This window comes from Synechocystis salina LEGE 00031 (assembly GCF_015207985.1).
GTDB lineage: Bacteria > Cyanobacteriota > Cyanobacteriia > Cyanobacteriales > Microcystaceae > Synechocystis > Synechocystis salina.
Window position 1 is genome coordinate 1 of sequence record NZ_JADEVV010000002.1, and the last position, 20,987, is coordinate 20,987.

Sequence of the window (20,987 nt, forward strand, 5' to 3'; positions counted from 1 at the left end):
TGTCTCGTCTTCAGCTTCTTTCTTCCATTTTTCACTACCCGTTCACTTTCACAATAGATACAGTTCATTTTTTTCAACCTTATACTGCGTAACAATTCTAGCTCTCACTCCCTAAGCAGACAATGCCCGACATACCGTAGAAAGTATTACCGATGCCTTGTTTACCCTTGACCATGACTTTCGATTTACCTATTTAAATCAGAAGGCGGCGGAAATATTGGGTGGTACGGTTGAAGATTTACTTGGGGAAATTATCTGGCGAAAATGTAGTATTGGCTATCATAGCTCTTTTGCTGTATGGTATCGCAGGGCTGCACAGACAGGACAAAAACTACATTTCGAAGAATATTTTCCCCCCGATGATAAGTGGCTCGAAGTGCGTATCTATCCATCTCCTGATGGCCTTTCCGTATATTTTTCAGATATTTCAGAGCGGCGAAAGGAACGTGAACAACTACGGTTACTAAATATCGCTGTGTCCAAGCTCAATGACATTATTCTTATTACCGAAGCAGAGCCCCTGGATGAGCCGGGACCAAAAATTGTCTATGTCAACCCAGCTTTTGAAAAATTGACAGGGTACACATCGCAGGAGATCATTGGACGTAGTCCCAGATTATTACAAGGACCCCAAACAGACCCTGGGGAATTAAGCCGGATTAAGACAGCCCTGAAAAATAAAGATTCAGTCCGTGCACAGCTTATCAACTACACAAAGACAGGCAAACAATATTGCATTGAACTTGAGATTATTCCCTTGCTAGATGACAAGATGCTCTGTACTCATTTGGTCTCAGTGCAGCGTGATATTACTGCGCGAATACAAATGGAACAGAGGCTAAGGGAGTCGCAAAAACTGGAAGCTGTAGGGCATTTGACAGGTGGCGTGGCCCACGATTTCAATAATTTATTAACGATTATCCTGGGTAACGCCGAAATGTTGTCAGAACTGGTGGCGGAGCCAAACCTACAAAGTATGGCGGAAATGACATTATCGGCCGCTAAACGTGGTGCCGAACTAACCCGCCATTTACTGGCCTTTGCCCGCCGCCAACCCCTTGACCCGAAAGTGATAAATATTAATCATTTAGTGGAGGCGATGTGGGGGCTGATTCGTCGAGCCCTACCAGAAAATATTGAGCTTGAATTTGTCCCCGATCCTGATCTAGGCATTACAGAAATTGATGCTGGTGAACTGGAAACAGCATTGTTGAATCTGGTGGTCAATGCCCGTGATGCCATGCAAGATGGGGGTAAATTAACCATTGAGACCTCCACTGCTGTGCTGGATAGTGATTACGCCGATCGCCACTCTGAAGTGATAACGGGCGAGTATGTCATGATTTGTGTTTCGGACACTGGCATTGGCATGGATGCAGATACAGTGAGCCATGCCTTTGAACCCTTCTTCACCACTAAAACGGTGGGCAAGGGCAGTGGCCTTGGTTTAAGCATGGTCTTTGGTTTTACCAAACAATCGGGTGGACATATAAAAATTTATTCCGAACCCGGTGAAGGCACGGCAGTTAAACTCTACTTCCCGATGGTGAGAGGTGCCCAGCAAGTAAATTATCAACCAACCCAGGAATCATTACCGGAAGGTGGTCCGGAGCATATTTTGATTGCCGAGGACGACGATTTGGTACTGAAACACCTTGAAGCCCAGTTGCGCTCCCTAGGTTATCGAGTCACAGCCGTCACATCCGGCCCCGATGCACTAAAAGTCTTGGGCAGCCATAACGATATCGAGCTTTTGCTTACCGACATAATTATGCCCGGTGGCATGAACGGGCGGGAATTAGCTGATCGTGCCAACGCAATGTATCCCAAACTCAAGATTTTATTTACCTCTGGCTACACCGATAACGCCATTGTTCATAACGGTCGCCTCGATCCGGGGGTGGAGCTGCTAAGTAAACCCTATAATCGTTTGGAGCTAGCAACTAAAGTGCGACAAGTGCTGAGCCAAAAACGTTAACTTTTGTTCAAATACCTGACTAGGATGAATTCAATGAAATATTTCCATTTGAGCAATGGGGAGCAGATTCCTGCCCTAGGTCTGGGAACGTGGAAGTCGTCCCCCCAAGTGGTAGGTCAAGCCGTTGAGCAAGCTTTGGACTTGGGGTATCGCCACTTTGACTGTGCTGCTATCTATGGCAATGAGGCGGAAATTGGAGCCACTTTTGCCAATGCGTTCAAGAAGGGTTTGGTAAAGCGAGAGGATCTCTGGATCACTTCCAAGCTGTGGAGTAATGCCCATCATCCCGACGCGGTTTTACCTGCTCTCCAAAAAACTTTGCAGGATTTGGGTCTAGATTATTTGGATCTGTATCTAATCCATTGGCCGGTGGTCATTGAACCCGGTGTTGGGTTTCCTGAATCCGGTGATCAGTTATTGCCATTTACCCAAGCTTCCCTAGAAGGAACCTGGCAAGCCTTAGAGAAAGCAGTTGATTTAGGACTCTGTCACCATATTGGGGTGTCTAATTTCAGCCTTAAAAAGTTAGAAATGCTCCTGTCCATGGCCCGTATTCGCCCCGCCGTCAATCAGGTGGAACTTCACCCCTATCTCCAGCAATCAGACTTACTGGCGTTTGCTGAATCCCAAAACATTTTACTCACGAGTTATTCTCCCCTGGGCTCTGGCGATCGCCCGGCGGCTTTTCAGAAGGAGGCAGAACCAAAATTACTAGCTGACCCAGTGATTGCTGCGATTGCGACTGAACAAGGATGCAGTGCAGCCCAAGTCCTTTTAGCCTGGGCAATTCAACGGGGAACTGTAACTATTCCGAAGTCGGTTAATCCTGAACGACTACTACAAAATTTGAAGGCGGCAGATATTACCCTCACTGATGCTCAAATGGCAAACATTGCGGCACTAGACTGTCATTATCGCTACGTCTCAGGGGAGTTTTGGACAATTTCAGGCAGCCCCTATACCTTAGAAAGTCTATGGGATGAAATCTAAACTTTGTTTTGAATTATAGAAAACCATGCCGAGCATTACTGTCCAAGGAAAAATCATTAACTGTCAGAGGGGAACTAATCTCCGGCAGGTGTTACTGAAAAACCAAATTCCCGTCCATAACGGCAATGCCAAAATCATAAATTGCCAGGGTTTGGGAACCTGTGGAACTTGTGCGGTGGCGATCAAGGGCGAGGTTTCGACATTGGGTTGGCAGGAACAGACCCGTTTATCCCTGCCTCCCCATGGCCCCGAAACGACTCGGCGGCTGGCCTGCCTGTCAGGTCAAAGTCTTGGGCAACCTGACAGTGACTAAATTTGATGGTTTCTGGGGCCAAGGCGATCGTCTTAATTACTAGGTGATAACTGGCGATCGCCGTCAATATTATTTTTTTGCTATCTTTGCTGTCTCTGATTTTTGCTCGTCCGTATGTTGCTATCTTAATTTTTTCATCATTTCAATTCATTAAAATATTACAGAAACTTACCCCAAAGGAAGGAAGCGTGATGATTCTCGAACTGAACCAGGAACAACTGGAAAAAATGAAATCCCATCCTGGCTTCATTGCCGCCTTAGACCAAAGTGGAGGTAGCACACCGGGCGCATTGGCCGATTACGGAATCGAACAGGATACCTACTCTGGTGACGACGAGATGTTCGCGCTGGTGCATCAAATGCGGACCCGCATTATGACTAGTCCCGGCTTCAGCGGCGATCGGATTTTGGCGGCGATTCTGTTCGAGGACACCATGGACCGGGAAGTTGAGGGAGAGCCCACTGTCAACTACCTTTGGAAGCAGAAGCAAATCGTCCCCATTCTGAAAGTCGACAAGGGACTAGCCGAAGAGAAGGACGGAGTCCAGTTGATGAAGCCCATACCCCAGCTTGACGATCTGCTAATGAAAGCCAAGAAAAAAGGCATCTTCGGCACCAAAATGCGGTCGTTTATCAAACATGCCAATGGGACCGGTATCGAGGCGATCGTGAACCAGCAATTCGAGCTAGCCCAGCAAATGATTGCCGCCGGACTGGTGCCAATCATTGAGCCAGAGGTGGACATTCACTGCCCAGAGAAGGCTATGGCAGAAACACTACTCAAAGCTGCCATTCTGAAGCATCTTGAACAATTGTCCAAAGAACAGTGGGTGATGCTCAAACTTACCCTGCCGGAGCAAGACAACCTTTATAGCGATTGCATTGAACATTCCAGTGTTTTGAGAGTGGTTGCTTTGTCTGGTGGCTACTCCCAAATGGAAGCCAATGAACGCCTGGGTAGGAATCACGGTGTCATAGCAAGCTTTTCCCGCGCCTTGACTGAAGGGCTGACCGCCCAGCAAACCGATGGCGAGTTCAACACCATGTTGGATGAATCCATTCAAAGGATCTATCAGGCATCACTCACATAATCTGTGGTAGGGAAAAATTTCATACTTTTAAGGGGCGCCCAAATTAAAGCACAGTAAAACTTGCCCCTGCCGTCCTCCCGTCTAACTTTGCCCATTTACGTTAACTGATCTGCAAACTTTTGTATCAACTCACAAATCTCTCCAAGGAACAGGGTAAACCTCTCTGGATGAAACTAGAAGCAGTCCTGCTGTACATGAGTGGTATGTCAATGAATGCTAAGGCAAAACTATTGGGAGTTTCCACTCAGTCAGTGCTCAACTAGGTTAGAGATTTTGGTGAAGCAAACTATGAAAAACCAGCCCCAGACTCAGCCATGGTGGTGGAATTAGACAAACTGTGGCATTTTCTCCAGATGAAAAAACAAGTTATGGATCTGGAAAGCATATGACCGTCTTACTGGGAGACTCATCGACTGGGAACTGGGAAATCTTGATAGTCAAACCCTAGGTCGTTTGCTGGAGAGACTGGCAAAGTGGAAAGTGACGGTGTACTGCACCGATGACTGGAAGCCTTCTCAACAACTGCTGGATGAACATCCTGATGCGTTCCATGTGATTAGGAAAAGGGAAATCGTCGGGATTGAGAGAAACAACTCAGATAATCGCCATTGGTTTGCCGCCGGATTAAGGTTGTCTCCAAGTCAGCCGGCATGGTTGATATTACCATGGCAATATTTGCTAAATTCAGGGTCAATGACAGCATAGAATTGTTACGTAACTGGCGGCTTTCATTACTTGCTTGAAACTCTCTTCTTTTTATATCCAGAATTAATCCTAGATGCAAATATTTAAAGTACTCTAAACTTCTCACTTCTAGGAACAAGTCTCTGTAGGCTCAGCAATATTTGTCTATCAATGACTTTACAGGGGGCTACCATATGCTACCTCTAGCTTTCAGCTTTTTTTTCTATTCTATCTTCCCTTTTCTGATAGAAGAGCGATAGCTTGACCACAAATTATGAGCGGGTCAGAACATATCATCGAGCCGAGTCACAATCCGTTTAAAGACCTCTTGGCAATACCCTCAAGTTTCCTTCAAACAATCAAAATATGCTTGATAATTACCAAGCTACTTTTCCCCCAAATCATAGGAGGGACTAAGCCAACCCTTGCGCCAGAAGAAATAGAGGGAGCCTCCGGCAATTAAAATCATCACTATCCAGGTAATATAGTAGCCCCAAGGACTATTTAGTTCTGGCATGTATTTGAAGTTCATGCCGTAAACCCCAGCAATAAAAGTTAGGGGAATGAAAATAGTAGAAATAACAGTCAAAAACTTCATTACCTCATTCATTTTATTACTCATGGCAGTCATATAAACCTCCATTAAACTCGAAGCTAATTCCCGGTAAGCCTCAATAATATCTAACACTTGAATAATGTGGTCGTAGCAATCTCTAAAATAAATTCTTACGTCTGCTGTTACGATGGAATTGGTGGTGTCCCTGAGCAGCACATTCATCACATGGCGCAGGGGCCAAATTAACCTTCTCAGGGCCAACAGTTCCCGACGAATATGGTAAATTTCCTCCATCAATGAACTATTAGGATTACGAATAATGGTATCTTCTAGGGCTTCAATGCGTTCTTCATAGTCTTCTAAGAGGGGAAAATATTCATCAATTAACATGTCAATTAACAAATAACAGAGGTAATCCGCCCCCTGTTGGCACACTTTTCCCTGGTTGGTACGAATTCTTTCCCGCAATGGATTAAAACAATCAATAATATGGCCTTCCTGGAAAGTTAACAGGTAACGTTTGCCCAACACAAAACTGACCTGCTCACTCTCAAATCCATCTTCTTCCCGGTTGGGGCGTACCCGATGGGCAATCACCATGACATGGTCGTTATAATCTTCCACCTTGGCCCGTTGGGGCACGTTAACAATATCTTCCAACAGCAGAGGGTGTAACTTAAAAATTTCCCCTACTTCCTTAAGCACCTCTTCACTACCCAAACCTTCAATGTCCATCCAGGAAACGGTGTTGGTGCCTAGGTAGGGCCTGAGGGCGTTGGGACTGATATCGGATTTGCGGACAGCATGGTTGGGGCTATAGTCCACTAAGACTATGCGAGAAGGGGGCGCATCGGGTTCGATGCTGAGGGTCCCTGGTTCACTGCCCGGTTCATCGTAAAAATAGTCGAAATAGTCTTCCTCTTCCTCTGCTTCTGGGGGGCGGCGCAGTTGGCGCAGGAGAAAATCCTCAATGCCAGTTTGGGTTTGGGGCATGGCAAATGCTCAGGAAAACTAGTTGATTTTATCGCAGGCTGTTTAAAGTTTGTTTAAACTGCGGTTCTTTGGCGATGGGGATTTGGGCATAAATTCCGACAATGTCGGGCTGGCCCTAAACTTTACCAAAACGACGTTGCCTTTGTTGATAGTCCCGCAGGGCTAAATGGAACGCTTGGCGGTCAAAGTCGGGCCAGAGAGTGGAGGTGACATAAATTTCCGCGTAGGCCATTTGCCAGAGCAAAAAGTTGCTGATTCTCAATTCTCCACTGGTGCGGATCAAGAGGTCGGGATGGGATAAACCTTCAGTATAGAGATATTTTTCCACCACCCCTTCATCGATGGTTTCTGGGTCTAACTTCCCCCCTTGCACTTCCCTGGCGATCGCCTGGCAGACATGGACAATTTCTTGGCGGCCGCCGTAGTTGGTGGCCACGGTGAAGCGGATTCCCGTATTATTTTTCGTATCTTCCATGGAGCGGGCAATTTCATCCTGGAGGGAACGTGGCAGGGAAGTAAGATTACCCACAAAGCGGATACGGACATTTTCCGCCATCATTTCCTTCAATTCCCGCCGTAGCACCCGCTCAAACAGGGTCATCAAAAATTCCACTTCTTCCAAGGGACGGCCCCAATTTTCGGTGGAAAAAGCATAGGCCGTCAGGGCAGAAATGCCCCAATCGTCGCAACAACGTAACAAATTCTTCAGGGAGTCCACCCCCCGCTGGTGGCCCATAATCCTTGGCATTCCCCTTTGCTTTGCCCAGCGGCCATTCCCATCCATGATGACCGCCACATGTTGGGGTAACCGTTGCTTGTCCAAATCCGGCGGTAATGTTTCTAAGATGACAGGTTTAATAGTCATTTTTTGTCGTTTTGGGCAGTTGAGGAAGGCAGCCAAAGCAAACGTCTGAGTATTCCCCAACTTTGGTTACTCAGGCTACGGCTCAGGCGGCTGAGTTGGGGGGTAACGGACTCCCGCTCCGTGGGGGGGGCATATTCAGTTTCGAGCAATTCCTTTAGTTTACTGCTAGTCAGGGGACGGTTGAGATTTCCCCCCTGGGCCAAGGTAATGGAGCCAGTTTCCTCGGAAACGACAATACAAAGACAATTTTCACTTTTTTCGGTGATGCCCATGGCGGCCCGGTGCCTGGTGCCCAACTGCCGAGAAGCACTGCGTTCTGAGAGCGGCAAAATCACCCCGGCGGACACTAAACGGGAGCCCCGGATAAAAATGGCTCCATCGTGGAGCAAGGTTTTTGGCTGAAAAATGGTTTGCAACAATTCCTTGGACAATTTACTGTCAATGGCTACCCCCCGATTGAGAAAAATACGGCTGTCTAAAATTCCTTGGGCTTCCATCACCATCAGAGCCCCAATCCGATTTTGGGACAGTTCCTTGACGGCATCGACAATTTCGTCAATGGCATCGGTGCTGGGGGGGCTAGAACTCCGCCGCCGCAATAATTCTAAAAATCTCCCCTGGCCAAGCAGTTCTAAAAATCGCCTCAGTTCTGCCTGGAAGATTACGGCTAGGGCCACCGCTGTGCCCAAGACAAATTTTTCCAGCACAAACTTCAACAATTCTAAATGGAGGCGATCGCTCACCACCTGGGCCACCATCAGCACCAACAGCCCCCTCATAATCCATAGGGTTTGATTTTCACCAAAGACCCGGCTTAGCAGGTAAAACAAACCGATGACTAAGCCAAGATCGAGGGCGCCATGGAGGAGGGGGAGTAGGGAGACAAAATCCGGGGGAAAGCCCGACATGGGTAAGGGGAGATGGTCGTTAGGGTGGGGGTGGGGAGAAATTTAGGAAAGTAGACGGTTGGGTAAACAATCCTGGCGTAATAGGTCGGTGTAGGTTTCCCGTTGCAGAATCAGGTTTGCTTCCCCTTGGCTTACTAGTACAGCGGCTGGGCGACCTAAACGGTTGTAGTTGGAAGCCATGCTGTAGTTATAGGCTCCGGTGGCGGTGACCACTAGAATGTCCCCTGGCTCAGCAGCGGGTAGGGCCACATCCTTAACGAGAATATCGCCGGACTCACAATGTTTCCCGGCCACGGTGACAGTTTCGCTTAGCTCATCGTTCATGCGGTTAGCTAGGGCAACGCGGTACACAGATTGGTAGGTGATGGGGCGGGGATTATCGGACATGCCGCCATCGACGGCAATGTAGGTGCGGATATTGGGCACGACTTTGCGCCCCCCCACCCGATAGGCCGTTACACAGGCAGACCCCACTAGGGAACGTCCCGGCTCAGCAATGAGTTTGGGGTAAGGGACATTATGGTGATCGCAGGCCTTGGCTACGGAGAGGGCCGCCGCTTGGGCCCATTCTTCAATGCTGGGGGGATCATCACTTTCGGTGTAGCAAATTCCTAGGCCACCGCCGATGTTGAGTTCCTTCAGGGGCAGGCCGTAGGTTAAACCTTTGGCAAACCATTGCACCAGCACTTCCCCTAAGTCTTGGTGGGGTTGGCGCTCAAAAATTTGGGAGCCGATGTGGGCATGGAGTCCGAGGCAATGGAGTGCGGGCTGCTCGGCAATGTAGGTGAAAACCGCTTCTAGCTGGTTGGGATCAAAGCCAAATTTGCTGTCTAAATGTCCAGTTTTAATATATTCATGGGTGTGGCATTCGATGCCGGGGGTGAGGCGCAACATGATTTTTACCGGCTCCCCTGAGTTGGCCGCCAATTTGCTCAGGGTTTCTAATTCCAGCCAGTTGTCGACAATGATGGTGCAATTAACAGCGATCGCCTCTTGGAGTTCCTGCACCGATTTGTTATTGCCGTGGAAGTAAATTTTTTCCGCAATCTCAGCTTCGTCCCAACCCAATTGCTTTAGAGCCGAAACCGTGGTGAATAATTCTCCGCCGGATACCACATCGAACCCCAAACCTTCCTGGGCGGCGATCGCCACTACGGCTAAACAACTCCAAGCTTTGGAAGCGTAGATTACTTGACTGGGGCCAGGATAGTGGGTTTGGAAAGATTGACGATATTGTTGGGCCGCTTGCCGGAGGGTGGTTTCATCCAAAATGTAGAGGGGAGAGCTAAACTGTTCCACCAAAGCCGTGACGGAGCAACCACCAATTTCCAGTTCACCGTTTTTATTGATTACGGCGGTCAGAGGTAAAAGATTTTGGTTGGGGGAGGGAGAGGCCGGGGTTTTTAACAATGTACTTCCGGTGGTCGTACGGGGCATTTCAGTGGAGAGCATAGCAGGGGGAATTTTAATACAGATAAAATTTAATCGAACTGGCGGGACAGCGGAGCTACAACAACCGGGGGCAAAGCAAAACCCTAAAAGTATCAATAACTCTTGTAATATCTCAGTTTATCAACCTTGGGGATGATTGTTTTCCTTCTTTTTCTTCTGCAACTGCGGTCAAGGAGAGGGGGATACAATTCTTTCTGGCGTTAATTTCCCCTGCAGTTCTTGCTTAATGCGGGCCATAACGGAATTTTGATCCAAAGAATTGAGGATGTCTCGCACCACCGTCCGGGGCCCCGTTTCTCCCCAGGCGGCTCCGTTGGCTAGGTAGGTTTTGGTCACTTGACCGATCGCCAAGGTGGAAACTCCGGCCACGCTAGCTTGGGTGAGAGCCACGGAAATATAAGGGGCCAGGGCCAATCCCCCCGTTAACGGCACCGTTAGACCAAGTAAGCCTTTGAGGGAACTGAGTCCCAATCCGGCCAAAAATTCGCTGGCCGTGATGCCCCCCATGCTCACCCCAATTTTTTGCAACAGGGCGATCGCCGTCGTTTGGGTCATGGGCAAGCCGTACAGCTTGGAGAGGGAAATAATCAGGGCCACATCCACCACCGCCCCACTGAATAAATCCAGCACAGTCACCGGATTGAGGGCAATGGCCGCCGCCTTAACCATCACTGCTTTTTGGATAATGCTATTGGCTTGGCTATCCCGCAAACGCATTTTTTGTTGCACTAATTTATCATTCAAACTATCAGCACAAAGCAAGGTATTTAAAGCTACTAAAGATTTCCCTTCCCGTTGGAGTAAATCAATGATTTTCAAGCGTAGGTTATCAACTTTTGCTTCCCCCCTGTATTGATAACGTTCCAATTTTCCCTGGGCATTTTCTCTCAATTCTGTCACCAAAGGACTGGCGGAAACTAAGATAATTTCCTCTGGGGACAATAATTCTTTTACTCGTTCATCACGAATTTTTTCGTAAATCAATTGCTGATCTGTCGCCGGATATTGATCAATTTTATTAAATACTAACAACATTGGTTTGCCCACCGCTCGCAGTTGGGACAAGGCTTGGAATTCCACCTGGGACATATCCCCCGCAATGACAAACAAAATTAAATCCACCTGTTGGGCCACGGCGATCGCCAATTGTTCCCGTTCTTTGCCCTTTACTTCATCAATGCCCGGTGTATCAATTAATTGTAATTGGGCATTACCCCAACCGGAAATGGTAACGGTGGATAAACCGTCTGCTTGGGTCAGTTGCCAGGGAGCAGACTGGTGGCTCTGGGTAACGCCATGGATTGGTCCTGTGGTGAAAACTTGCTCCCCTAAAAGGGCATTGAGCAGGGAAGATTTGCCCCTTCCCACCAAGCCAAAAGCCGCAATTTGTACTAGTCCCTGATTGAGGTTTTCTAGCATGGCACAGAGGTGACCAATTTCCCTTTCCAGTCCTTGTTTTTCCCTAGTATCAAGATCAATTTGTTCGACGATCGCCGTCAAGCTAGCCTGGGCTTGTTGATAATTTAAATCTTCTTGAATCGCACTAATAATATCTAAGGTCTGGTCTAAATCAGTCAAAGAATTATTATTCATGGAAAGTAACGATAAAATTCTCGACGATGGATAACTCTTGCCAAAATAATGCTCTCATTCTGAATATAAAAACCAATTCTATAGTCCCCTAGGCGTATTCGATAAGCATTGTCTTCTCCTTTGAGTTTTTTGACATTAGGAATACTTTGGATTTGTTCAAGTTGGGGGATTTCATCAAAGACTAAGCTCTTAATGAGCTCGTATTGAGGAGAATGTTTTAGTCTTTTTAAATCTTTGATAAAACTAGGAAAGTATTGAACATCCATCGAAATTAGTTCTCTAGTTCTACTAGAGCTTCAGAATGGCTTAAAGGAGTCTCATCTTTAACCTTATGCATAAAAGCTAACAGTTGATTATCTTCAAAATTTTCAAGCATTTTTTGATAATCATCAAAATCAATCACAACTTTTTGAATGTTTCCCTGGGGATCTTTAATTAGTTCTTGGGCAAAAGGATAATTGATATTCATAACTATTAACTCAAAATAATCAAAGTATTTTTACCTGTGTAATCTATTCTAACAAAATGATTTTGGCAAATAAATGGCGACATTATTTTCCCATACTTACATCCTGTCTAAAACCGGGATGCCCAATAAAGACAGACCTAATTTTAAAGTTCTGGCGGTGAGATCACAAAGCAGTAAACGGGAACGACGCTGGGGATCCTTTGCCTTGAGCACCGGACAATTTTCATAAAAACGGTTAAAAACTTTGCTTAATTCATAAAGATAATCGCAAAGACGATTGGGCAATAAACTAGTTTCCACCGTTTCAATGACGTCGGCAAATTGTAAAAGACTTTTAGCCAAAACTAACTCCGTTGGTTCAGTCAAAATAATTTCACCGCTGGCCATTTGGGCAAAATCAATGCCCCCTTCCCGACTAATGCTCTGAATACGGGCGTAGGCATAGAGCATATAGGGCGCCGTATTGCCCTGGAGAGCCAACATTTTGTCAAAACTGAAAACGTAATCACTGGTGCGATTTTGACTAAGGTCGGCATACTTCACTGCCCCAATGCCCACCCGTTGGGCCACCTCGGTCTTAAATGCTTCAGTTTCTTGCCGTTCTTCTGCTGTTAAGCGAGTTTCCAAGTCCTGTCTAGCCCGAGCGACTGCTTCCGTTAACAAATCCTTGAGGCGAATGGTGTCCCCTGCCCTGGTTTTCAGTTTTTTGCCGTCTTCCCCCTTAACCAAGCCGAATGGCACATGGACTACTTGACTGGGGTCAGTGAGAATGTCAGCTTTTTGGGCTACCTGAAAAAATTGGGCAAAATGGTTGGCCTGCCCCGCATCGGTGACGTAAATAATTTTCTGCGCCCCATCGGTTGTTAGGCGATAATTCAAAGCGGCTAAATCGGTAGTGGCGTAGTTATAGCCCCCGTCGGATTTTTGCACTATTAATGGCAGGCGATCGCCATCTTTATTGGTGAAACCGTCAAGGAAAACGCATTGGGCACCGTTATCTTCCACCAGTAAATCTTTTTCCTGCAATAGTTCCACTACACCGGGTAGAAAGGGATTGTAAAATGACTCTCCCCGTTCCTCAATGGTGATATCTAAACAATCGTAAATCAGTTGAAATTCCCGTCGGGATTGATCACAAAGTAATTGCCATGCTTTGATGCTTTCTGCATCCCCCGCCTGGAGAGAAACTACGGCTTGGCGGGACGTTTCCCGGAATTGTTCATCTTGATCAAACCTTTGTTTAGCTTGCTTGTAAAAGGTAACTAGATCGCCAATGTCTAACGCGTCGGCGGTTACCAATGCCTCTGGATAAACCTCTTTTAAATAGGTAATTAACATGCCAAATTGGGTGCCCCAATCCCCCACATGGTTGAGGCGCAAAACGTCATAGCCCCGCAATTCCAACACCCGTGCCAAACAATCCCCAATGATGGTAGAGCGGAGGTGACCCACATGCATTTCCTTGGCAATGTTGGGGCTCGAAAAATCCACCACCACCCTTTCTTCAACTTGGATTAGGGGCACGCCCAATTGTTGGTCCTGTTGGAGTTTAATTAATTGTTCTCCCAGATAATCAGGCAATAGCTTGAGGTTAATAAAACCCGGCCCAGCGATGGTTAATGGTTCACAAATTCCGCTCAAATTAACTTTATTTACAATCTCCATGGCGATCGCCCGGGGTGGTTGACCCAACTGCTTGGCCAGGGGCAGGGCAATGTTGCATTGAAAATCGCCAAATTTAGGATTGGAAGCGGGCACCACCAGGGGAGTGGGCAGGGTAACATCGGGCGGAAACTGACCTCCCAGAGCTTGGGCAAAGTGATCATTGAGTTGGGTCAGAATCGATACCATGGACGATGATGTTAGGGAAAGTGAACTTGAAACAATCAAAAACTTAGGCTGTTGCCTGGACAGTAATGCCCTATAACAAGCCTCGATATAACCAGTATATTAGATTAATTACCCCATGGGAATTTGCAAAGTAAAACTGGTTGATCACCAATGTTAGTCCTGGGACAATCAATGGCCCTAAAAAACTTCCATCTTCCAGCTTAATTAAGTCTTTCCAATTGCAGATATTCTAACCCCCAAAGATCACTAACTAAATACAATGGTCGAGCTTTGACCTCTTCATAAACTCGCCCCAAATACTCACCAATTACCCCCAGACTAATTAATTGCACTCCCCCAAGAAATAAAATTGCCACCATCAAAGAAGCATAACCCGGTACGTCGGTGCCAACAATTAAGGTTTTTAAAATCAAAAAACTGGCATAGGCTAAGGAAAGCAGGGAAATAATTAAGCCTAGATAGGTCCAAATTTTCAGAGGAAGCAAGCTAAAGGAAAAAATCCCATCCAGGGCAAAATTCCAGAGTTTCCAGTAATTCCACTTAGTTTGTCCTTGGAAGCGGGGTTCCCGATCAAATAAGACGAAAGTTTGCCGGTAGCCTACCCAAGCAAATAAACCTTTCATAAACCGAGTTCTTTCTGGTAGTTGCTTAATGGCATTGACTACCCTGCGGTCCATTAAACGAAAATCGCCGGTGTTGGGGGGGATTTTAATTTCCGTCATGCGGCCAATCACTTTGTAAAACATTTTAGCGGTGAATTGTTTTACCCAGGTTTCCCCTTGGCGTGAACGGCGAGTAGCATAGACAATATCATAACCTTCGCGCCATTTATTAACTAATTCATGGATTAATTCTGGCGGGTCCTGGAGGTCGGCATCAATGGGAATAACCGCCTTCCCCTGGGCATAATCAATACCAGCAGAAAGAGCAATTTCTTTGCCAAAGTTACGGGACAGATTAACAATTTTGATTTGGGGATTAGTTTGGTGGCAATTAATTAATTGGCTCAGGGTTTTATCCTTACTACCGTCGTTAACGCAAATAATTTCGTAGGTAATTTTGAGGGGAGTCAGCACTTCTAACAAACGGGCAAATAAATGCTCCAGGTTATCTTCCTCGTTGTACATTGGAATCACAATGGACAGTTCAATGGTCATAGATATAAGTTATTTCCTGTTGATTTATCAGCTCGTTAATGTCGTTGTCCAATGGGGTGATCTGGTTAAAATCAATGCAGTTGGTTGATTGCGGCTACTGTTACCATACCGATCGCCAGTTAGTTATCAATAATTTCGTTCCTTGGCACCGGCTCGAGCAATTCCGTAATATTTCCAGGATATTTTCAGAAAATTACCATATGCAAGCTCACTTTTTCCAGCACGTTCCCTTTGAAAACCTTGGTGCCATTGAGCCTTGGTTGAGAACTAAAGGCTACAGCATCAGCCAGACTTGTTTATTCGAGCAGTCTACCTCCCCTGGTTTTCCCCCCTTAGCGACCATAGACCTGTTGATTGTCCTAGGGGGTTCCATGAGCGTCAACGACGAAGTGGAATATCCTTGGTTGATAGAGGAGAAGGCATTCATCCGTCAGGCGATCGCCGCTGGTAAAACGATCTTAGGTATTTGTCTGGGAGCCCAACTCATAGCCAATGCTTTGGGAGCCAAAGTTTATCCCAACGCAGTCAAAGAAATTGGCTGGTTTCCCATCACCAGTCAGTCCAGTAATACAAAGCTAGATTTATTTCAGTTTCCCCCCAGTATTGAAGTTTTCCATTGGCACGGCGAAACCTTTGATTTACCTCCAGGGGCCGAGTTGATTGCCTCCAGTGCAGCTTGTCAGCATCAGGCTTTCCAAATTGGGCGATCGGTCATCGGTCTGCAATGCCATCTGGAAACTACCCCCACAGCAGCTCAGGCGTTGGTGGATAATTGTGCCGAGGAATTGATCCCTGGCCCCTTTGTGCAGGATGCCGCCACCATTTTGACGGCTGACCAGACGAGATTTGCCCCTATGGGCGCAGTCCTAGTCCAATTGTTGGAATATCTACACCATCAAGTTGTTAGCCAAGCCTAATCCCCTGGCCCCAACCCCTAGGCGCGGAGAATATGGCACAATCTAGGAAGAATACTACGGTAACAACACCATCTCTCCATGATTCCAACCGTCATTGAAACGTCTGGGCGTGGCGATCGCGCCTTTGATATTTATTCCCGCCTACTCCGGGAGCGGATTGTCTTCCTGGGGCAAGAAGTCCGGGACGAGAATGCCAATTTAGTTGTTGCCCAACTGCTATTTTTAGAAGCGGAAGATCCGGAAAAAGACATTTATCTCTACATCAACTCCCCTGGGGGATCGGTGTCGGCAGGGCTAGGAATTTTCGACACCATGAACCAAATCCGTCCCGATGTCTGCACCATCTGCATCGGCTTAGCGGCCAGCATGGGGGCTTTTCTCCTCAGTGCCGGAGCCAAAGGTAAGCGCATGAGTCTGCCCAACTCCCGCATTATGATTCACCAACCCCTAGGGGGAGCCCAGGGGCAAGCGACGGATATTGAAATTCAAGCCAAGGAAATTCTTTATCTCAAAGCACTACTCAACCAACATTTGGCCAACCACACCGGCAAGTCCCTGGAGGAAATCACCGCTGATACGGAACGGGATTTCTTTATGTCCGCTGAGGAATCCAAGGAATACGGCCTGATTGACCAAGTGATTAACCGTCGGCCTTCCGCCAGTGACCCTCTTTAATTGGTTGTACGGGTTCAACCCCCATTGCTCGCTAGAAGGTTACCAGGCCATTGGCTGAGAATATTAATGCAATGGCCTAACCAATCCCCCCCCATTTTCCCCATTCCCTTTCCTGACCGTCCGTGAACACCACTTCCCCCCTTTCTCCCCCCCGCCACCAATACCCCGATGCCTTGGGGCGTTTTGGTAACTACGGTGGTAAATACGTGCCCGAAACCCTCATGCCTGCTCTGACAGAGTTGGAGGAAGCCTACTATCGTTATCGGGCGGAGAGTTCCTTCCAGGAAGAATTGACAGGGTTACTGAAGGACTATGTGGGCCGTTCTTCCCCTCTGTATTTTGCGGAACGGTTAAGTGCCCATTATGCCCGTCCCGACGGTACCCATCCCTTGATATACCTCAAGCGGGAAGATTTGAACCACACGGGGGCCCACAAAATCAATAATGCCCTTGGCCAAGTTTTATTAGCTAAACGCATGGGCAAAAAACGGATCATTGCCGAAACCGGCGCTGGTCAGCATGGAGTGGCCACGGCTACGGTGTGTGCTCGCTTTGGCTTGGAATGCATCATCTACATGGGGGTGCAGGATATGGAGCGGCAAAAATTAAATGTTTTTCGGATGAATTTGCTGGGGGCCAGGGTGCAACCAGTGACGGCGGGCACAGGTACCCTCAAAGATGCTACTTCTGAAGCAATTCGGGATTGGGTCACCAATGTGGAAACCACCCACTACATCCTCGGTTCCGTGGCGGGGCCCCATCCTTACCCCATGATGGTGCGGGATTTTCATCGGGTCATTGGCCAGGAAACCCGGCAACAATCCTTAGAAAAATGGGGGGGCTTGCCGGACGTGCTGTTGGCCTGTGTGGGGGGTGGCTCCAACGCCATGGGGCTGTTCTATGACTTCATCGATGAACCGGAAGTCAGAATGATTGGCATCGAAGCGGCGGGGGAAAGCATTGTCTCTGGTAAACACGCGGCCACTTTAACCATGGGTAAACCGGGAGTATTACACGGGGCCATGAGTTATTTGTTGCAGGATACGGAAGGTCAGGTTACCGAAGCCCATTCCATCAGTGCGGGACTGGATTACCCCGGTGTAGGCCCTGAACATAGTTACCTCAAAGATGCGGGACGGGCGGAATATTACAGCGTCACTGACCAAGAGGCGATCGCCGCTTTGCAGAGGTTATCGGAGTTGGAAGGCATTATTCCAGCCCTGGAAACGGCCCATGCCTTTGCCTATTTAGAAACCCTCTGTCCCCAACTGAAAAATGGCGAACGGATTGTGATCAATTGCTCCGGTCGGGGGGATAAGGACGTGCAGACGGTGGCTAAATACCTGCAGATGGAAATTTAATACTCCCTGGCGGAGGAAGATTAGTCTGCTTCCCCGATCAGGGTAAAAGCGCCCCAATAGTAGGGTTCGGGATACTCTTCCTTAAGTTGGAGCATAGCTTGGCGGAGGGCAGCAGCTTTGCCTAATCCTTGCTGTTGCCATTGTTGATAAAACTGGGTCATCAACTTTTCTGTGGAAGCATCATCCACACTCCAGAGGCTAACCAAAATACTGGGTACCCCTGCCGCAATGAGGGAACGGGAAAGGCCGATCACCCCATCGCCGGTAATTTCCCCCTGCCCTGTGTCACAGGCACTGAGGATGGCAATGTCCGCATGGAGGGGATTAGTTTCAAAATGATCAAAAATTTCTGCTGCTGTGATGCGCCCTGGAGTGCTCAGTAAATCATCCTTGCCTTGCCCTGGTTCCGCCGTTAGATAAATAGCACTTTCCAAACCATTTTGCTCGTCAAAGCTGGCATGGGTGGCAAAGTGCAACACTCCAGCCTGGGGCATTTGGGCCAATACCGTTTCCTCCCTGGCCTGTTTACCAATGAGGGGTTGCACCCCTAACAATTGACCAATTTGTTTAGCTTCATTGGCGGCGTTTTCTAGGTCATTGAGGTTGTCAGGGTAGGGATAGGGATTACCCACCACTAGGGCCGGGGTCAAATTTAATGCTTGCTGATTGAGCCGTTGCTTTTGTTGAGCAGTTTGGGCCAACACTTGGATAGAAGGGGCAGTAAGTATGGTGTGTTTATCAATCAAATACTCACCATTACTATCCTGGAGAGCGGGAAAGGGAATGCCAAAGAGAGGGCCCTGGGGAATAAAAATGACGGGGGCATCGGCATTGCTGGGCAACAGGTCGGCAATGGGGTCAATTAGAATTTGGTGCAGTTGTTGGAGGGAGGTACTGGCTTCCTGGGCGGTGCGGCGAGCAATGATATTGGAAGACGATCGCCTGGTGACGGATTGCCTGGTGGTTTGGAGTAATTGCACAAAATCTACGTCCTTTAAATCTTGGTTAAAGTCCATCTGGCGGAATGCCATGGTGCCATCGGGGGCAATGACATAGACGTAAAGTTTGACGGGGGAGGCCAGCTCTTTGGTGGGAATGAGGGCATAGGTCACTAGGGTACTTTGGCGATCGCCAGCGATTTTTTTCAGGGCGGCAATATTGGGTTTTTCGGTGGGGATAAAATCGGCGTCCCTGGCAAAACGTTTATTGAGCAGTTCTACTAAAGCCCTGGCCCGGCCCCGTTCGGCAATTTCTAGGGCTACAGCCGGTTGATTTTGGGCAATTAAACTCTCCTGGAGACGAAAATAATTGTACAGATAGGTATCAAAGTAGGAAACCTTCAATTCATCACTTAAATCTTCACTGTTAATTGATTCAAATAAATCAATCGCTTGGGTTAAAAATAAAGTGGATTTGTCGTATTTTTTCTGATCAAATTCCACATAACCAATATTGCTTAAAATAGTTGCTTCTAGCCCCACATTTTTCACTGCTCGACTGAGGGTCAAAGCCTGTTCGTAGTAATTCAATGCTTGGCCATAATCCTCGCGGGCATAGTAAATCGTACCAATATTATTCAAAGTTAAAGCTTCTCCATCCCGGTCTTTAATCTCTCGACGGAGCGCCAAAGCCCGCTGATAATAGTCCATGGCCCGGTCTAGTTGTCCCAAGCCGTCATACACATAGCCGATGTTACTTAAAATGGCTCCTTCCACCAGGCGATCGCCTGTGTCCTGGGCCAATTGGAGGGCTTGTCGATAATAGGCTAAGGCTTCATCTTTTTCGCCAACACTGTCGTAGAGCAAAGCAATATTATTTAACCGCACCCCTTCCCCGGAACGATCGCCTACTAATCGGGCTAATTCTAAGGCCTGTTGATAATATTCTAGGGCCTGGGCTTTTTGCCCCAACCCATCCAGCACTAAGGCGATATTACTAATGACTGAACCCTGGAGAGATTGGTCTCCCACCGCTTCCGCAATCACTAAAGATTGAATGTAATGTTCCAGAGCCCGATCCTTTTCTCCAAAGCCGTCGTACACCAAAGCAATGTTATTTAACCGCACTGCTTCTCCCTGGCGATCGCCGACGGAGCGGGATATGGTCAGGGCCTGTTGGTAATATTCCAACGCCTTCTCCCTTTCCCCCAAATTGTTATAGGCTAAACCAATATTGCTGAGGGTAGTACCCACCATTTTTAAATCATTGAGCTCTTTTCCAAGGGCAAGGGCTTCAGCATAATATTGTAAAGCTTTCTCGCTTTCCCCTAGGTTGTCATAGGCTACCCCCAGGTTATTAATCGTGGTCATTTCTTCCGTTTTATCCCCGGCTTGACGGATTAAAACTAGAGCTTGTTGATAATAATCAATGGCCGTTTTTCGATCTGCCAAGGCGTTGTAAATACTGCCAATATTATTTAGGGTAGCTCCCTCTAGAGCTTTGTCTCCCAACTGTTGAGCTAAAGGAACGGCCTGTTGATAATATTCCAGGGCTTGGGAGTTTTCCCCAAAGTCAGAATAAATGGTGCCTAAACGATTGAGGGCAAATACCATTTCTCGATTAATAATGCCTATTTGCTGATAAAATTCCACACCCTGGGTAAATAATTCAATCGCCTGGAGTAAGGATTCTTTGGAACCTTCATCCATCATGGCTTGGGCTTGAATGAGGGATTGGTGCCCCTGAATTTCAATTAATTGTTTGGCATCGGGCAGAATGATTTTTAGTTGATATTTGCCCGTTACTCCTGGCTTATTGCTGGTAACTACTATCCCATATCCTTGGGGATCGATTTGATTGATTAAAATACCCGCATTAGTGTCATATAAATCATCATTTTCTGCTAACTTATTACCCTCTCCATCCATCAAGATTAAATAGGGGTCAAAATCCTGACTTTCTAGGTAAATTAATACAGACTGATCCGCCGTTAGCTGGAGGGGATAAAGGTCAAAAATCACACCATTGTCCGAGCTTAAATCCCCTATTTCTAACTCCCCGACGGCGCTATCAAGTACTTCTACTTCTGCTTGGCCATAGACGGGGCAGGAAAGAAAAAAAAACTGAGAATTAATAGCCAAGGGAAGCGCATGGTGTTTTCTCCAAGCAAAAGTCAGAATTTGTCACGCTCAGTT

Annotated in this window: 17 protein-coding genes and 2 pseudogenes; 9 read left to right on the forward strand and 10 right to left on the reverse strand. The window is 47.3% G+C overall.

Annotation, left to right across the window (positions count from 1 at the left end; genetic code table 11):
• Positions 1 to 139: 139 nt before the first annotated feature.
• From IQ217_RS19330 to IQ217_RS00820, 6 genes and pseudogenes are all read left to right on the forward strand, one after another.
• Positions 140 to 445 (forward strand): annotated as a pseudogene (locus IQ217_RS19330) (PAS domain-containing protein); the annotation flags it as partial.
• A 30-nt stretch (positions 446 to 475) separates the two neighbouring features.
• Complete coding sequence (locus tag IQ217_RS19335; RefSeq protein WP_338116573.1) at positions 476 to 1,978, forward strand: ATP-binding protein; 1,503 nt, start codon at positions 476 to 478, stop codon at positions 1,976 to 1,978.
• Positions 1,979 to 2,011: 33 nt separating this feature from the next.
• Positions 2,012 to 2,968, forward strand: coding sequence for an aldo/keto reductase (locus tag IQ217_RS00805; RefSeq protein ID WP_194018572.1), 957 nt, complete (start codon positions 2,012 to 2,014; stop codon positions 2,966 to 2,968).
• A gap of 25 nt (positions 2,969 to 2,993) precedes the next feature.
• A complete protein-coding gene (locus IQ217_RS00810) occupies positions 2,994 to 3,281 on the forward strand; it encodes a 2Fe-2S iron-sulfur cluster-binding protein (RefSeq protein ID WP_338116572.1) in 288 nt (95 codons plus the stop codon).
• Positions 3,282 to 3,469: 188 nt separating this feature from the next.
• Positions 3,470 to 4,372 (forward strand): fructose bisphosphate aldolase, encoded by a 903-nt coding sequence (locus tag IQ217_RS00815; protein WP_194018640.1) that lies wholly within the window; start codon positions 3,470 to 3,472, stop codon positions 4,370 to 4,372.
• 122 nt (positions 4,373 to 4,494) lie between these two features.
• Positions 4,495 to 5,115 (forward strand): annotated as a pseudogene (locus IQ217_RS00820) (IS1 family transposase); the annotation flags it as partial.
• Positions 5,116 to 5,441: 326 nt separating this feature from the next.
• On the opposite strand, the gene corA reads toward IQ217_RS00820, so the two are convergent.
• From corA to gtrB, 9 genes are all read right to left on the reverse strand, one after another.
• Entirely contained in the window at positions 5,442 to 6,605 is a 1,164-nt protein-coding gene (corA, locus tag IQ217_RS00825; RefSeq protein ID WP_194018573.1) for a magnesium/cobalt transporter CorA, read from the reverse strand.
• Positions 6,606 to 6,720: 115 nt separating this feature from the next.
• Positions 6,721 to 7,470, reverse strand: coding sequence for a polyprenyl diphosphate synthase (uppS, locus tag IQ217_RS00830; RefSeq protein WP_190598076.1), 750 nt, complete (start codon positions 7,468 to 7,470; stop codon positions 6,721 to 6,723).
• Positions 7,467 to 8,378: a diadenylate cyclase CdaA gene (gene cdaA / locus IQ217_RS00835; protein WP_190598077.1), complete on the reverse strand. Its 912-nt coding sequence runs from the start codon at positions 8,376 to 8,378 to the stop codon at positions 7,467 to 7,469. Before cdaA ends, uppS begins: the two co-directional genes overlap by 4 nt.
• Before the next feature lie 42 nt (positions 8,379 to 8,420).
• On the reverse strand, positions 8,421 to 9,830 hold the full coding sequence (gene lysA / locus IQ217_RS00840; RefSeq protein WP_194018574.1) for a diaminopimelate decarboxylase: 1,410 nt from the start codon (positions 9,828 to 9,830) through the stop codon (positions 8,421 to 8,423).
• 168 nt (positions 9,831 to 9,998) lie between these two features.
• Positions 9,999 to 11,423, reverse strand: a complete 1,425-nt coding sequence (locus IQ217_RS00845) for a GTP-binding protein (protein ID WP_194018575.1) — start codon at positions 11,421 to 11,423, stop codon at positions 9,999 to 10,001.
• The gene (locus IQ217_RS00850) at positions 11,420 to 11,689 is read right to left on the reverse strand and encodes a type II toxin-antitoxin system RelE family toxin (protein ID WP_194018576.1); all 270 of its coding nucleotides are present in this window, start codon (positions 11,687 to 11,689) and stop codon (positions 11,420 to 11,422) included. Before IQ217_RS00850 ends, IQ217_RS00845 begins: the two co-directional genes overlap by 4 nt.
• A 5-nt stretch (positions 11,690 to 11,694) precedes the next feature.
• Positions 11,695 to 11,892: a hypothetical protein gene (locus tag IQ217_RS00855; protein WP_194018577.1), complete on the reverse strand. Its 198-nt coding sequence runs from the start codon at positions 11,890 to 11,892 to the stop codon at positions 11,695 to 11,697.
• A gap of 96 nt (positions 11,893 to 11,988) precedes the next feature.
• Positions 11,989 to 13,743, reverse strand: coding sequence for an arginine--tRNA ligase (gene argS, locus IQ217_RS00860; protein ID WP_194018578.1), 1,755 nt, complete (start codon positions 13,741 to 13,743; stop codon positions 11,989 to 11,991).
• A gap of 200 nt (positions 13,744 to 13,943) precedes the next feature.
• Positions 13,944 to 14,900, reverse strand: coding sequence for a glycosyltransferase GtrB (gtrB, locus tag IQ217_RS00865; RefSeq protein ID WP_190598083.1), 957 nt, complete (start codon positions 14,898 to 14,900; stop codon positions 13,944 to 13,946).
• A 74-nt stretch (positions 14,901 to 14,974) separates the two neighbouring features.
• On the opposite strand from gtrB, the gene IQ217_RS00870 reads away from it, so the two are divergent.
• The 3 genes from IQ217_RS00870 to trpB all read left to right on the forward strand — a co-directional run bounded on the left by IQ217_RS00870 (position 14,975) and on the right by trpB (position 17,853).
• Positions 14,975 to 15,817 (forward strand): type 1 glutamine amidotransferase, encoded by an 843-nt coding sequence (locus IQ217_RS00870; RefSeq protein WP_228024255.1) that lies wholly within the window; start codon positions 14,975 to 14,977, stop codon positions 15,815 to 15,817.
• A gap of 78 nt (positions 15,818 to 15,895) precedes the next feature.
• Positions 15,896 to 16,492, forward strand: coding sequence for an ATP-dependent Clp endopeptidase proteolytic subunit ClpP (clpP, locus tag IQ217_RS00875; RefSeq protein WP_162329222.1), 597 nt, complete (start codon positions 15,896 to 15,898; stop codon positions 16,490 to 16,492).
• A gap of 122 nt (positions 16,493 to 16,614) precedes the next feature.
• On the forward strand, positions 16,615 to 17,853 hold the full coding sequence (gene trpB, locus IQ217_RS00880; RefSeq protein ID WP_194018579.1) for a tryptophan synthase subunit beta: 1,239 nt from the start codon (positions 16,615 to 16,617) through the stop codon (positions 17,851 to 17,853).
• A gap of 20 nt (positions 17,854 to 17,873) precedes the next feature.
• On the opposite strand, the gene IQ217_RS00885 is transcribed toward trpB, so the two are convergent.
• Positions 17,874 to 20,933 carry a CHAT domain-containing tetratricopeptide repeat protein gene (locus tag IQ217_RS00885; protein ID WP_228023887.1) on the reverse strand — a complete coding sequence of 1,020 codons (3,060 nt, stop codon included), beginning with the start codon at positions 20,931 to 20,933 and terminating at the stop codon, positions 17,874 to 17,876.
• Positions 20,934 to 20,987: the final 54 nt, after the last annotated feature.